The 13594-nt window shown below is 33.6% G+C and carries 10 protein-coding genes and 4 pseudogenes; 11 read left to right on the top strand and 3 right to left on the bottom strand.

Annotation, left to right across the window (positions count from 1 at the left end):
- The first annotated feature begins 118 nt into the window (after window positions 1-118).
- The gene (locus tag ACIQLB_RS12815; protein ID WP_400726102.1) at window positions 119-799 is read left to right on the top strand and encodes a response regulator transcription factor; all 681 of its coding nucleotides are present in this window, start codon (window positions 119-121) and stop codon (window positions 797-799) included.
- Window positions 796-2628 carry a sensor histidine kinase gene (locus tag ACIQLB_RS12810; RefSeq protein WP_400726099.1) on the top strand — a complete coding sequence of 611 codons (1833 nt, stop codon included), beginning with the start codon at window positions 796-798 and terminating at the stop codon, window positions 2626-2628. Before ACIQLB_RS12815 ends, ACIQLB_RS12810 begins: the two co-directional genes overlap by 4 nt.
- Before the next feature lie 78 nt (window positions 2629-2706).
- Here ACIQLB_RS12810 and ACIQLB_RS12805 read toward each other — a convergent pair.
- Window positions 2707-3354, bottom strand: a pseudogene (locus tag ACIQLB_RS12805) (N-acetylmuramoyl-L-alanine amidase family protein).
- Window positions 3355-3697: 343 nt separating this feature from the next.
- Here ACIQLB_RS12805 and ACIQLB_RS12800 point away from each other — a divergent pair.
- The 9 genes and pseudogenes from ACIQLB_RS12800 to ACIQLB_RS12760 all read left to right on the top strand — a co-directional run bounded on the left by ACIQLB_RS12800 (window position 3698) and on the right by ACIQLB_RS12760 (window position 11981).
- On the top strand, window positions 3698-4531 hold the full coding sequence (locus tag ACIQLB_RS12800; RefSeq protein WP_400726096.1) for a polysaccharide deacetylase family protein: 834 nt from the start codon (window positions 3698-3700) through the stop codon (window positions 4529-4531).
- A gap of 293 nt (window positions 4532-4824) precedes the next feature.
- Window positions 4825-5340 (top strand): hypothetical protein, encoded by a 516-nt coding sequence (locus ACIQLB_RS12795; protein ID WP_400726093.1) that lies wholly within the window; start codon window positions 4825-4827, stop codon window positions 5338-5340.
- Window positions 5341-5813: 473 nt separating this feature from the next.
- A pseudogene (locus tag ACIQLB_RS24630) lies at window positions 5814-5948 on the top strand (6-phospho-beta-glucosidase); the annotation flags it as partial.
- A gap of 250 nt (window positions 5949-6198) precedes the next feature.
- Window positions 6199-7641 carry an ABC transporter permease gene (locus ACIQLB_RS12785; protein ID WP_400726088.1) on the top strand — a complete coding sequence of 481 codons (1443 nt, stop codon included), beginning with the start codon at window positions 6199-6201 and terminating at the stop codon, window positions 7639-7641.
- A gap of 11 nt (window positions 7642-7652) precedes the next feature.
- Window positions 7653-8384 (top strand): ABC transporter ATP-binding protein, encoded by a 732-nt coding sequence (locus tag ACIQLB_RS12780; RefSeq protein ID WP_400726087.1) that lies wholly within the window; start codon window positions 7653-7655, stop codon window positions 8382-8384.
- A gap of 344 nt (window positions 8385-8728) precedes the next feature.
- Window positions 8729-9041: pseudogene (locus ACIQLB_RS12775) on the top strand (transposase); the annotation flags it as partial.
- Window positions 9042-9092: 51 nt separating this feature from the next.
- Window positions 9093-9658, top strand: a pseudogene (locus ACIQLB_RS12770) (MFS transporter); the annotation flags it as partial.
- A gap of 517 nt (window positions 9659-10175) precedes the next feature.
- Window positions 10176-11717: a thiol-activated cytolysin family protein gene (locus ACIQLB_RS12765; RefSeq protein ID WP_400726085.1), complete on the top strand. Its 1542-nt coding sequence runs from the start codon at window positions 10176-10178 to the stop codon at window positions 11715-11717.
- A gap of 9 nt (window positions 11718-11726) precedes the next feature.
- Window positions 11727-11981 (top strand): DinB family protein, encoded by a 255-nt coding sequence (locus tag ACIQLB_RS12760; RefSeq protein ID WP_400726082.1) that lies wholly within the window; start codon window positions 11727-11729, stop codon window positions 11979-11981.
- Window positions 11982-12112: 131 nt separating this feature from the next.
- Here the strand turns inward: ACIQLB_RS12760 and ACIQLB_RS12755 are convergent, their stop codons facing one another.
- A complete protein-coding gene (locus tag ACIQLB_RS12755; protein ID WP_400726079.1) occupies window positions 12113-12727 on the bottom strand; it encodes an exosporium glycoprotein BclB-related protein in 615 nt (204 codons plus the stop codon).
- A gap of 324 nt (window positions 12728-13051) precedes the next feature.
- Window positions 13052-13594, bottom strand: a 543-nt coding sequence (locus ACIQLB_RS12750; protein WP_400726076.1) for a hypothetical protein, incomplete at its 5' end; no start/stop codon positions are given.

Raw genomic sequence — 13594 nt, 5'->3', positions numbered from 1 at the left:
ATCGTACAGTGTCTACCTGATATGAAGATTAGATAAAGATATAGCAATGTCGTTGATTCTACTTGCTTACTCGCTTAATATGAACTTAAAACATAAAATAATGGAGCAGGGGATAAAAATGATAGGTCCAATATTAATTATAGAAGATGAGGATATTTTACGAGAAATTCTTAAAGATTATTTTCTGAACGCAGGTTATTCGGTATTAGAAGCTAAAGATGGTGAAGAGGCACTAAAGGTATTTCAAGAAAATGAGCTTAGTTTAATTATATTAGATATTATGCTACCTAAATTGGATGGATGGACTATTTGCCGACGAATTAGAAATACTTCCAATATCCCGATTATTATGTTGACTGCTCGTACAGATGAAGATGATACATTATTAGGTTTTGAATTAGGAGCCGATGATTATGTAACGAAACCTTACAATCCATTAGTTTTATTAGCACGTGCCAAAAGGTTATTACATCAGCGAGGACAGAAAAATGATGTAGTAGGTGATTATCTAGAAAGTGGTGGCATCAAAATTCATATTCCGTCTAGGACTGTAAAAGTAAATAATGAAGAGAGTTCTTTAACGCATACAGAATATGAAATGCTACTGTATTTTATGGAAAATAAAGGGATAGTTATAACTAGAGATCAGCTTATAACAAAAGTATGGGGTTATGAACATATTGGAGATGACCGAACGATTAATAGTCACATGCGAAACTTGCGAAACAAATTAGGTGACCATTCCACATGTATAAAAACGATTGTTCGAACAGGCTATAAATTCGAGGATATACGATGAAAAGAGGAATTGTATTTAAGTTGTTTTTATTAACAACTATGCTTTGTGTACTTATTTTGGCTACCATTTTTGTAGGACAAACAATATTCTTCAAACAATTTTATATGAATAAAAAAGTAGAAGATTTAGAATCTAATTTGACTGTATTTGAAAAAGAGTATCGAAAAAATAGTAACGACATTGCAAAAGTTCAGCAGCTAGAAAGAGATTTTGCTGAAGGAAATAATGCTTGGATTACAATATTGGATCAGTATGGTCATTTAAAGCATGAGGATGATTTCTACATTGAAATCCAATTAAATGAGTATTATCAAACACTACTTGGTATGAAAACAACTAAAGTTCCTTTATATATGATTGATGATGATAATTCGGTCCCGCTGTCGGAATCATTATTGAAGAATAGTCAAGTATATGTAATTGGAATCTTGAAAGAGTCGCAAATAACTCCAGTCGAAATAATGATAGAACCAGCCGAAATAAATATTGAAAATGATGTGTATAGTAGAAATCAAAATAAATCTTTTACTTTCAGAAACAAAATGCTCTATGAAAAAATGGGAATAACTAGGGAGAATTTAAAAGAAATATATATATCTAATAAAAATGATTTGGTTAATCTAGGAGGGGAAGTTATTAATATTCAACTTCCACAAAGTAATGATTTATCCAACGTCATTTATTCTAATTCATTATTTTTAGAGCAAATTAAAGATTTTCAAAATAAGCTATTATTAGATGAACTAGATTTTCCTAATTCCACTACAACACTAATTAATTATGAACAAAATGATATTAAATACAAGATTTTAATAGCAAAATCAGATGAAACGAATTCATATATATTTTCAATGACTTCACTACAGCCAGTTGATGAAGCTGTGCAAATGATTGAAGAATATTATATTTACATTGTTGCTTTCGTTTCTTTATTAATAATATTGGCATCTTATTACTATTCAATAAAAATTGCAAAGCCATTATTAAGGATTAATCGTACAACGGAGAAAATAGCGAATTTAGATTTTTCTGAGACAATTGCTGTTCAGTCAAATGATGAAATTGGAGACTTATCGAGGAATATCAACTTACTTTCGAACGGGTTAAGTAAGTATATTGAACAGCTACAGCAAGACATTGAAAAGGAAAAAAAACTAGAAAATACGCGTAAAGAGTTTATTTCTGGTGTATCACATGAATTAAAAACACCTTTAAGCATTATGAAAAGCTGTATAACGATATTGAGAGGGAATGTTGCAAACCATAAGAAAGAGTATTATTTCAATGCATTGGAAAAAGAAGTCGATAAGATGGATTTATTGATTATCGATATGCTTGAATTAGCAAAGTATGAATCGGGTACGTATAAAATGCAAATGGATTCTTTTAATATCCATTCACTATTAGAAGAGATTTGCGAAAAACTAATGCCTGAAATACAGCAAAAACAATTGCAAGTTGAGACACATTTATCACAGATTGAAGTAGTAGCCAACCAACGCCGTATCGAACAGGTTCTTACGAATTTTTTGACGAATGCTATTCGATATTCGCCTTCGCAAGAAAGAATAATTTTGGCGTTAGAGGTGAAAGGAGAACTGGTGAAAATAAGTGTGGAGAATAAAGGTGCTCATATTGAAAAAGAACATCTAGAGAAAATTTGGGAGCGCTTTTATCGGATTGATGCTTCTAGAAAAAGGTCAGACGGTGGTACTGGTTTAGGACTGGCAATTTCGAAAAATATATTAATGCTACATGGAGTAGAATACGGTGTTTGCAATACAAAAAATGGCGTACAGTTTTATTTTTATCTACCAATTAAAGAGTGAAAAACAGCTCATGCAAATGGTTTTATAAACCATTCGTATGAGCTGTTTTTTATAGAGCTACATAATTTCATAATGATTTTATTTTGCAAAGAATTCGATAATCCCATCTATGATAGATATAGCGGTTTTGCTTTGAAAATCTTTAGAAACCATTCGGATTTCATCTTCTTTATTTGACGTAAAGCCCAGTTCTAGTAATACTGCAGGAGCAGAATTGTTCTTTAAAACATAAAAATCACTGTCTTTTACACCACGATTTTTGGCATCAATACTTTGCTTAAAGATAGATGCTAGCAGGATTTAAGCTAAATTTTCACCCTTATTTTGATGTGAACTGTAATGAACAGTTATTCCTTTAACACTAGGATCGGTAAAAGCGTCGTGATGAATACTAATATACAAATCAGCTGAAGCAACATCGGCAATCTGAATTCTTTTTTGTAAAGCTTCTAGTTGATTACGCCCTAAATCTATATCTTTATCACGTGTTAGGATGACTGTTGCGGCTGTTCTTTTTTCAAGCTCCTGCTTAATATTTTGTGCTACTGTAAGATTTACCTCTTTTTCTCTTGTTCCATAGGTTAAGCCAGTTGTGCCAATATCAACGCCGCCATGACCAGGATCAATCACAATGTTTTTTCCTGCTAATAAATCAATGGTATTACTTTCTACTATAGTATTATCAATTTCAATTATCTCAGCACGATTACCTTGAGTAACATACATCAGATAAACAATACTAGCACAACTAAAAGATACTAAAAGATACTCCAACTATCTTTCTTCATTTTTTCATACTCCAAACTATTAAATTCGTTGCTTAACGTGAACCAATAGTAAGATACCTAGATAAAGATAAAATGAAGAAAAGATAAATATGAAGTAAAACTAATTCCTGACCGTGCATTATGTTCATAGATAAACCAATGAACCGTTGAGAAAGTAAAGTTACCATACACTATTCAATTAAATGAGTCAGTAATCTTCTTTAATTTAACTCGACACAATCTGCATTTTATCTTTATATTGTTCAATTAAACTAGCTTTTGAATAGGAGAGGTTGAACAATATGAAAACAAAAACATCACGAAAAACTATCACGAAAAGTTGGATAGTAATAATGGGAATGGTTCTAACTACTATTCTAATGTTCCATATGAGAGAGAAAGCCGAAGCACCATCTGTCAAAATAATTGCAACGGAACAAAGTAAACAAATAGCATCAAAGGAGCAAAGTGAAGTCATAAAAGAGGAGCCCAAAGTAGAGAATAAACTATCGATTAGACCCATAGGAAAAGTTGTATATCTAACATTTGATGATGGTCCTAGTCAATTGACGGGACAATTTTTAGATGTTTTAAAAGAACATGATGTAAAAGCAACTTTTTTTATGCAAGGGGTTAATTTACAGAATAAGAATTTACAAGACAATGTAAGACGAGCTACGACTGAAGGGCATTATGTAGGAGCACATAGTATGACACATAATAGGAAAAGTTTATACACAGATGGTAAGTTTGTACAAGAAATGAATGAAACAATTGCTATAATTCATGATATTACAGGTGAAAACCCTAAATTAGTTAGAGCTCCATACGGTTCAGTACCAGGCTTAGATAATGAACAACTTCGCAATCAAATTGTAGAAGCGAATATTAAAGTATGGGATTGGACAATTGATTCTTTAGACTGGAAATTGAAAAATAACCCATATCAAATTGTAGAAAATATAAAAAATGGAACTACAAGAGATATAGAAGTTGTACTCATGCATGAAGTACGTCAAACACTTCAAGTACTTCCAAACATTATTTCTTTTTATAAGGAAAGAGGGTATAAGTTTGGGGTTTATAATGACTTTCTTCATTTCCCTTTAAATTTCCACAACGATAAACGATTGTGAAAAATGTAGGTGGATGTATTATGAAATCAAAAAAATTGAGAATACGAGAGGACGTGTCTAACTAGTGGGTCAAAAAAGTATAATAAAGAATTTAAACAAACGGTAGTTAAGGACAATTCATAAAAGCGATCTCGCATTCTAATTTGCGATTAGGTGAATTGGGTATTGTTTTGGATACATTTTTTTGAATTCTGTAGAAGATTTCATTCCGAATTCACCTAATCTGATTTTATCTTTACATTGTTCAGCAATAGTTGTTTATGTAATACATATAAATGCAAAGAGGAATTAAGATGAGTAAAAAGAATTTAATCATTGCACTTGGTATTTCAACAGCATTTTTAGTAGGCGGTGGGCATACTTACGCTAAACAAATTCTGAAAGATGAGTCAGTGAAACCCGTACAAATAGTTAACACAAAAACGGATGAAACAACAAAACAAGAAAGTAAAGAGTTACCAACTCAAGAAAGTAAAGAACTACCAACTCAATATAGTTTTACTGATGAGGCTTTGTTTACAACAGATGGTCAGCCGGATTACTTTGCAAATGCGTTTTTAAATAATCAGGACCTATTTTCTTTATTAAAAATGAATGCAACAGAATTAAAACAAGAATTGGCAACTGGTAAATCGGTTGTAGAAATTGCATCATCTAAGAATGTATCTACACAAGAAGTGATTGAAGTTATTGCAAAAGCACAAAAAGAGGTGCAGTTTAAAGGAGGAGAAACGGAAGAAATGATAGAAGAATATTCTAAATGTATCGAATTAAAAGTATTACAAGTAATTGAGTACAAAAGTAATTAAGTACAAATAAACGGTGAAAAATATTTTTACCACTTTAAAAACATGTCAAACTGTTGATATATCATTTTTTATATAATTAGTAAGAATACAGATTATACAAATGGTTCTGTTAACCATTCGTATGATCTTTTCTTTTTTATAAACTTACATGAACTCATGTAAGTTTTATCTGGCTACTGGAGCAAAAATGTGTGCTTCAGAGCAAAATAATCACTGTCTCTTCCATTAAATTATACCTTTAGATGGGAACCCTATTTCGAAGGGTACTTTTTGTTCAAATGAAACTAAAGCTTTTGCCACTCAATAAGTTATTTTGGTCTGTATTACTCATGAGAATTGGATGAACTACAAGAGTTAAATGTAGGGATAGCAACGAACTTATTATTAAAGGAAATGAAGAATAGTATAATGATGAAATATGCATTGTGTAATTTTAAGTATAAATGACTTAATACAAATACTTGCTATTATTTGCTTTCGGTACGTTTCAACCGGCTGAAAGAGGATGGCTGCAAGTAATGAAAACTATGGAACTATGTGTAGAAGAAACAGAAGTAATCGGTGATTACGGATTTGCATTACAAGCCTTTATAATAAACCCATTAATAGGGAATATCTCAAATCAATCACCAGAAGAAAAAGTGGATTACAACAATATGATGTTATGATTGCACATTGAATGAACAAAAAGGGAATAACATCCAACTAAGTAAATATTTATTTAAAAAGAAAAAATAATTGGGTAATAAAATTGACTCCATACAATCTCCTGAATAACTCCATACGAACTCCTGGATAACTTCATACAAACTCCAGATAGCATATATAGAATAACAACTATCAAGGAGGTTAGGAAAAATGAATTTTATAAAACGCGCAATTCTTAGTATGAAAAAAAGAGTAGGAACATCATTAATTTTGATGGCGGTATTCCTTATCGTTACAAATTTGGTACTGGGAGGATTCGCAATCCAAAATGCATCACAAAAAGCTGCTGATTCAGCAAGAAAAAAACTGGGTGCAGATGTTACTTTAGGTCTTGATTTTGATAAATTAGGAAAACAAGCAAGGGAAACTGGCGAAATGCCTATTGTGCCAGATCTCAACATAAAAGAAGCAGAGCAGTTAGCGAAGTCCCAGTATGTAAAAGACTATAATTATATAACCGGTACTTTGGGAATTTCGGAGGGGCTTAAATTAGTAGGAGCTCCAGAAGAAGGAGAAGACGACGAAGGAGCAGGCCGTGCGGCAATGGCGGGTGTAGCAGGAGGATCAGGTTCAGCTATAGAAATAGATATGAATTCTTTTTTTAATATAGAAGGAGTTCGGAAGACTTCATTACAAGAAAGCTTTAAAAATGGGAAAAGTAAAATCATTGATGGAAAACCAATTACAGAAAAGATGGAAGATCAGAATGTAGCTTTAATGGAAAAAAGATTAGCGGAACAAAACAAAATAAAAGTAGGAGATAAAGTTAAAATTCAATCAGGGGATAAGAAGAAAACTCTTGAAGTTGAAATTATTGGTATTTACGAAACGGAAGAACAAGGAATGATTCAAAACCCCCCTCCTATGATGGATCCAGCTAATAAGCTATATATGCCTTACTCTACTTTAAAAAAATTAGAAGCAGATGAAGGTAATATGAGTAGCATTCAAGTTGTGTATTTCTTGAACGATCCACTAGACATTGATGCATTTAAAAAAGAAGCAAAACAATCTGATATTGATTTTAAGTATTTTAAGTTAGATGCACATGATTCGTTGTACAAACAAATGATTGGTCCTATCGAAAATATCTCTTCTACTTCTCAAATGATTATCTATATTGTATCTATTGCAGGTGCTATTATCTTAGGATTAATCATTATGTTATCGATTAAAGCACGTCGTAAGGAAATGGGGATATTATTGTCTATCGGAGAGAAAAAATGGAAACTGATGGCGCAGTTTGTAGTAGAAGTAGTATGTATCGCTATTTTAGCGTTTGGAGTATCCCTAACAACAGGAGCTAAAGTTTCTCAATTTATAGGGAATAGTTTACTTTCTAATGAAATTGCTACGGCAAGCGAAGAAGAAGACAATCCACAAAATGGTGGTGTAGTTATGGTGTCTGGACCTGGTGGTACTTTACAAAACGAAACAGAGGATCCAATTGATAAAATTGATGTAAGTGTAACAGGTGAGGATTTAGGAAAAATGGGGGGAATTGGACTAGTCATTGCTATATTAGCTGCTCTTCTTCCGGCATTATCTATTCTACGGTTAAATCCAAAACAAATTCTTTTAAAAGATGAATAAGGAGGCTCGATATGGAGACGATTTTACAATTTAAAAACTTAGATTATTATTATGAAAGTAACGGGAAAAAAGTAACGATACTAGATAATGTTAATTTTTCTTTTCAAAAAGGGCTTTTCTACACGATTTTAGGGCCATCTGGATCTGGTAAAACTACAACTCTTAGCTTAGGTTGTGGGCTGGATTTACCTAAGCAGGGTCATGTACTTTATAATGGCAAGGATATTCGAAAAATTGGTTTGGTTCGATACCGTAATCAGCATGTATCCGTGATTTTCCAAGCCTATAATTTGATTACCTATATGACTGCTCTTCAGAATGTACTAACGGCAATGGAAATTACAGGTGTGAAGGTACAAAATAAAAAAGCGAGAGCATTAGAATTATTAGAGAAGGTAGGACTCACAGAAGTAGAAGCGAAACGCAACGTCTTACAACTAAGTGGTGGACAACAACAACGTGTAGCAATTGCTCGAGCACTATCTTGCAATGTAGATTTACTTATTGCTGATGAACCAACAGGAAACCTTGATGGAGAAACAGCAAAAGAGATTATTGAGTTGTTTCAGGAGCTCGCCCATCAAGAGAATAAATGCGTAATTGTTGTTACGCATTCACAAGAAGTTGCAAAACAATCGGATCGAGCAGTTTATTTAAGCAAAAAGAAATTAGAAGTAAAAGATATGAATAATCCCACTAAAGAAAAATCGAAAAATATAAACTGCAACCCTATAATAAAATAAAATTTAAAGTGACCTGGAAAAGTTAGAAATGGTTATTTCATATGAAGTTTGCTCAAAATGAGTCCGGTATTACACGGACTCTTCAAGCTTTTAGTATTATCTTTCCAGGTTCTTGTTTAAAATGATATATATTCCAGGTATTCCTTTGTTGGCGTTCGGTACTCTGAGTTTCGGCAGACATGTAATTTGTATGTAAATCGAGGTATAGGTTCGACTAGAGTGCCTATACGGTTTTGGAGTAAGACAGAACTTTTTGTTTTTTATTAAAAAATTGATGATACACGTGAGATTTCCTTTTCATCTGATCTAGGAGAATAAATAAGAAGAGGTTTGGACATAACCTCAATAAAATTCGAATAATGTGGTTAGCTCAAGGTTTGAAGTGAGCTATCAAACAATTAATCGTTTTCGTGTTCATCCAGAGGTGAAGGAACTATTACGCCATTGCTTTGTTCAATTTCGTTGTCAGCTTGTACAAGAAATGCTTATTGAGAATGCAGTGATTTTTATCACGGAGCAAAGGTTGAAGCGAACGCAGATAAATTCACATTAGAATGGAAGAAATCCGTTGAAAAATATAGCACGCCCCCTGTGGAAAAATCAAATCAACTATATGACAAACTGTTAGATAAAGAAATCATCCCAGTAATGGAAAGATAAAATTCAAGCGAATTCTCGGTTGAAGACCTAAGCATTTATCTTAGCAGGTCAGGTCTTGTGCTCTTTATTATGTTACGCCCCGATCCGTTAGAAATTGCAAAAATGATAGAAGCGGACGACGAGAGAAAGAATACGGAAATATGACGGAATCCTATAGTGAAAAAGCTATCAATAAAAGAGGTCTTACAGTCGGTGCAACGGTTATGGTACTTACTCAAATTGTAATGGTTGCTATCATGACGATGACACCAGTACATATGAAACATCATGGACATGGTTTATCGGAAGTAGGAATTGTTATAGGTTTTCATGTGGGTTCCATGTATCTTCCGTCGCTTGTAACAGGTATTCTTGTTGATAAAATTGGACGAACAGCCATGAGTATTGCTTCAGGAGTGACTTTGTTATGTGCTGGTTTATTAGCGGCATTCGTACCAAACGATTCTATGGTTCTATTAATCGTAGCTCTTTCTTTACTTGGGTTAGGCTGGAACTTTGGCTTAATTAGTGGTACTGCACAAATAGTTGATTCGACTGAACCTTCCACACGTGCAAAAACGCAAGGGAAAATAGATGTTTTAGTTGCATTAGCAGGGGCATCTGGTGGTGCTATTTAGATGCTTTTACCATATATGATTTAATAATGGAAATATTTGTGGTGGCATTATTGAAGGCTATGGAGAAATTGCATAGGAAGGGAAATTTAATTACTGTACATCGTGAGTAAAATAATAAATAAGGTAATCCACTTCTTGTTACGAATATCCAAAAATTTATGAGAAATCATATTTAAATTATCTGAGTGCTTTAGTTAAAAATTCGGTTTGCGAAATATAAAAACAAAAAGACAAAGTTCATTCTCTACACATTTTGTAGATTTAATCTGTCTTTATGTTTTAATAGCAACAATCTTTTAGAAAACAGCCTTATTTAATTAACGGAACAATTTAGTTTAAAAATGCTGTACTCTCATTGGAGGGTATTACAGTAAGTGTTGCGACTATAGTGATTAAAGTTGATAATTGAAATATGTTATATTAACTATTCATTTGTTCTTCAACAAGCCAAACATGATACTAAACTACTGTATTTGAATTAAATATTTTCATGGTATAATTTCCTAAAAGAGGAGTGGTTTTTTTGGGAATTCGAAATTATTTTAAAGTAATAAAATTTCTAGTATGTTTATCTGTTAGTTTATGCATCATAAATTATCCGATTATTTCCTTTGCTGAAACACTTGATACTAATTTAGCTAGTGAAAAAAGTAAATCTAATGACATTGATACTGGTATAGCAAACTTGAACTACAATAACAGCGAAGTTTTAGCAGTGAATGGTGACAAGGTTGATAGTTTTGTCCCAAAAGAAGGTATTAACTCAAATAATAAATTTATAGTGGTTGAACGTAACAAAAAATCACTTACAACTTCACCGGTAGATATTTCAATTATCGATTCTATGGCGAATCGTACATATCCAGGAGCATTACAACTTGCAAACAAAGCTTTTGCAGACAATCAACCTAGTTTATTGGTGGCCAAAAGAAAACCGCTAAATATTAGCATAGATTTACCTGGCATGAAAAGGGAAAATACCACGATTGTGGATAATCCAACATATGGTAATGTGTCTGGGGCGGTAGATGAATTAGTATCTACTTGGAGTGAAAAATATTCAACAACCCATACTTTACCCGCAAGACTACAGTATTCAGAATCTATGGTTTATAGCAAATCTCAAATAGCAAGCGCTATGAATGTTAACGCCCAAGTTCTTGACAATTCACTAGGAATTGACTTTAATGCGATTGCGAGTGGAGAGAAAAAAGTGATGGTTGCGGCATATAAACAAATATTTTATACCGTAAGTGCAGAACTACCTAACAATCCATCAGACCTTTTTGATGATAGTGTTCATTTTGAAGAGTTAACCCGTAAAGGGGTAAGTAATGATGCCCCTCCCGTTATGGTGTCAAATGTGGCGTATGGCAGAACAATTTATGTGAAATTAGAAACAAGCTCTAAGAGCAAGGATGTACAAGCTGCTTTTAAAGCCTTACTAAAAGATGTCAATACCAATGTAGAAACTAGTGGTCAGTACAAAGATATTTTTGAAGAAAGTTCCTTTACTGCTGTAGTATTAGGCGGAGATTCACAAAAGCATAATCAGGTTGTCTCAAAAGACTTTAATGATATTAGAAAAATAATTCAAGATAATGCAGAATTTAGCCTTAAAAACCCAGCATACCCAATATCATATACAAGTGTTTTCTTAAAGGATAATTCAATTGCTGCTATTCATAACAATACAGATTATATCGAGACGACAGCTACAGAATATTCTAAAGGCAGCATCATCCTTGATCATTATGGTGCATATGTTGCTCAATTTGAAGTAGCCTGGGACGAATTTTCATATGATGAAAATGGGAAAGAAGTACTATCCCATAAAACTTGGGATGGAAACTGGAAAGACAAAACAGCTCATTTCTCTACAGTAATACCACTTCTACCTAATTCAAAAAATATAAGAATTTATGCAAGAGAATGTACAGGTCTTGCATGGGATTGGTGGAGAACAATTATTGATGAATACAATGTTCCATTATCTAATGAAATAAAAGTTTCAATTGGAGGAACTACATTATACCCATCAGGTAATATTAATTAGGTATTAGTGATGAGAGGTACTTTTTCAAAGGCTATGGTCCTGATTCGAAAATACTGTCTCAACATCTTAATGATTGAGAGCTTACATGAACGTTCGGTTTATTTGCTAACAAGCTTAACAGCAGAGCAATTACAACGAGCATTTAATCATCCTGATTCAGGATTAATGACACTTGAAAAAGCTGTAGCCTTATATGCTTGGCATGGAAAGCATCATCTCACTCATTTTCAAAGGCTTTGGCGAAATTATAACTATATTTTTTAATCGAAAAGTAGGCGAATTCCCGATTATGGGAAAATGCCTACTTTATTTGCATTTGATTTCAAGTGATTTTCGTATTATACATGGATAATAATACTGTATGGTAGCTTTAATCTAACTTATGAACATATCTTTTATACAATATTAATTCCTGCACTTGCGTTACCAGTAATAGTAGTAACAATCCCTGAGGAAGTAACGGAGAACACCATTAATAAACGATCACCAGCAGCTACTGGCACTGGTGCAACGTTTGCGGTACCAGATGTAATAGTACCTATTGCTATTGTTGACAGAGCTGGTGCTAAATCAACAAATGCTGTTGTAGGGCTGAAAACATTACTTCCCGCAACCGCGCGGTAAATTTGTGCTCTGACTGTTGCTGTCCCTGTAAGGGTTAATGCAACTGTTGCGGACAAGGACGCAGAAATAGATGTAATAGTACCAGCACGTGGAACTGAAAAGGCTTCCGTTCCTGTAACAGCTGTTAAATCTATATTTGTACCAGTAAGAGTTACCCCTGGAATAGACGTGCCGAATCCTACAAGACTTACTGTATCGATTAAGCCACTAGCAAGTGATACTAAAACAACAGGAACTATTCCTGAAGAGAATGGGATGATGGAGCCTGTTGCTGGTGGAGTAGTAATACATGCAGCTTCTATAGCTTCAAAAGGACCAAGTGCAGTACACTCATTATTTTGATTTGCGCAGCTGCCGCACGCTGAATTCATACAATTCATACACATTTTTACACCCCCTTTCTTCATTATTCTATTCAGCTAAGATTATAGGGTTTGGGGCAATTAACTCTATTGCAATTTTTATATGCGGAAATATTGAGGTTCTTTAGAGGCGTTTTTGTCAATGGCAAGTATTCTCTAATGAATTTGACGTTCTGCCAATTTGCTAACTTCTTTCAGCATGTGTCTTTTGTACCGAAAGCGTAGCGACAACGGCAATTATGCCGAGGCATAATTGATTTGACAGAAAAAAGTCCAATATGTATTTTCATACGTATTGGACGGATTTATCGTAAAATCTCCATAGACTCTGTGCACCACAACTTTAAACTAACTCCACTTGCGAAAGAAATTAAAAAATAAAGAACTCTTATCTTTTTTCTGGCTTTCTTTAGGTGATTCGTCTTTTTGCTCAGGTTGCTTGTTTACCTCTTCAATAATTTGTACTTGGGTTTCATATATTTCCCCTGATATAGGTTCAGAATTTTCACATTCATAATTTTTAAAAATAGGGGATCTATTTGCGTTCTCTTGCTCGTTAACAACTTTAGCTACTTCCAGAACGACAGGTTCATTAACCGTTTCAACAGCTTCCAGAACGACAGGTTCATTAACAGTTTCAACAGCTTCCAGAACGACAGGTTCATTAACCGTTTCAACAGCTTCCAGAACGACAGGTTCATTAACCGTTTCAACAGCTTCCAGAACGACAGGTTCATTAACCGTTTCAACAGCTTCCAGAACGACAGGTTCATTAACAGTTTCATCTGATTCTAGAACGACAGGTTCATTAACCGTTTCAACAGCTTCCAGAACGACAGGTTCATTAACAGTTTCATCTGATTCTAGAACGACAGGTTCATTAACCGTTTC

Origin of the sequence: Lysinibacillus sp. NPDC092081, from assembly GCF_044755845.1 — a bacterium.
Taxonomy (GTDB): domain Bacteria; phylum Bacillota; class Bacilli; order Bacillales_A; family Planococcaceae; genus Lysinibacillus.
This window is presented reverse-complemented; position numbering and strand designations above follow the sequence as displayed.

Coding starts and splice junctions, on each gene's coding strand:
- ACIQLB_RS12815 (WP_400726102.1), top strand. CDS start 119: ATGATAGGTCCAATATTAATTATAGAAGATGAGGATATTTTACGAGAA.
- ACIQLB_RS12810 (WP_400726099.1), top strand. CDS start 796: ATGAAAAGAGGAATTGTATTTAAGTTGTTTTTATTAACAACTATGCTT.
- ACIQLB_RS12800 (WP_400726096.1), top strand. CDS start 3,698: ATGAAAACAAAAACATCACGAAAAACTATCACGAAAAGTTGGATAGTA.
- ACIQLB_RS12795 (WP_400726093.1), top strand. CDS start 4,825: ATGAGTAAAAAGAATTTAATCATTGCACTTGGTATTTCAACAGCATTT.
- ACIQLB_RS12785 (WP_400726088.1), top strand. CDS start 6,199: ATGAATTTTATAAAACGCGCAATTCTTAGTATGAAAAAAAGAGTAGGA.
- ACIQLB_RS12780 (WP_400726087.1), top strand. CDS start 7,653: ATGGAGACGATTTTACAATTTAAAAACTTAGATTATTATTATGAAAGT.
- ACIQLB_RS12760 (WP_400726082.1), top strand. CDS start 11,727: ATGAGAGGTACTTTTTCAAAGGCTATGGTCCTGATTCGAAAATACTGT.
- ACIQLB_RS12755 (WP_400726079.1), bottom strand. CDS start 12,727: ATGTGTATGAATTGTATGAATTCAGCGTGCGGCAGCTGCGCAAATCAA.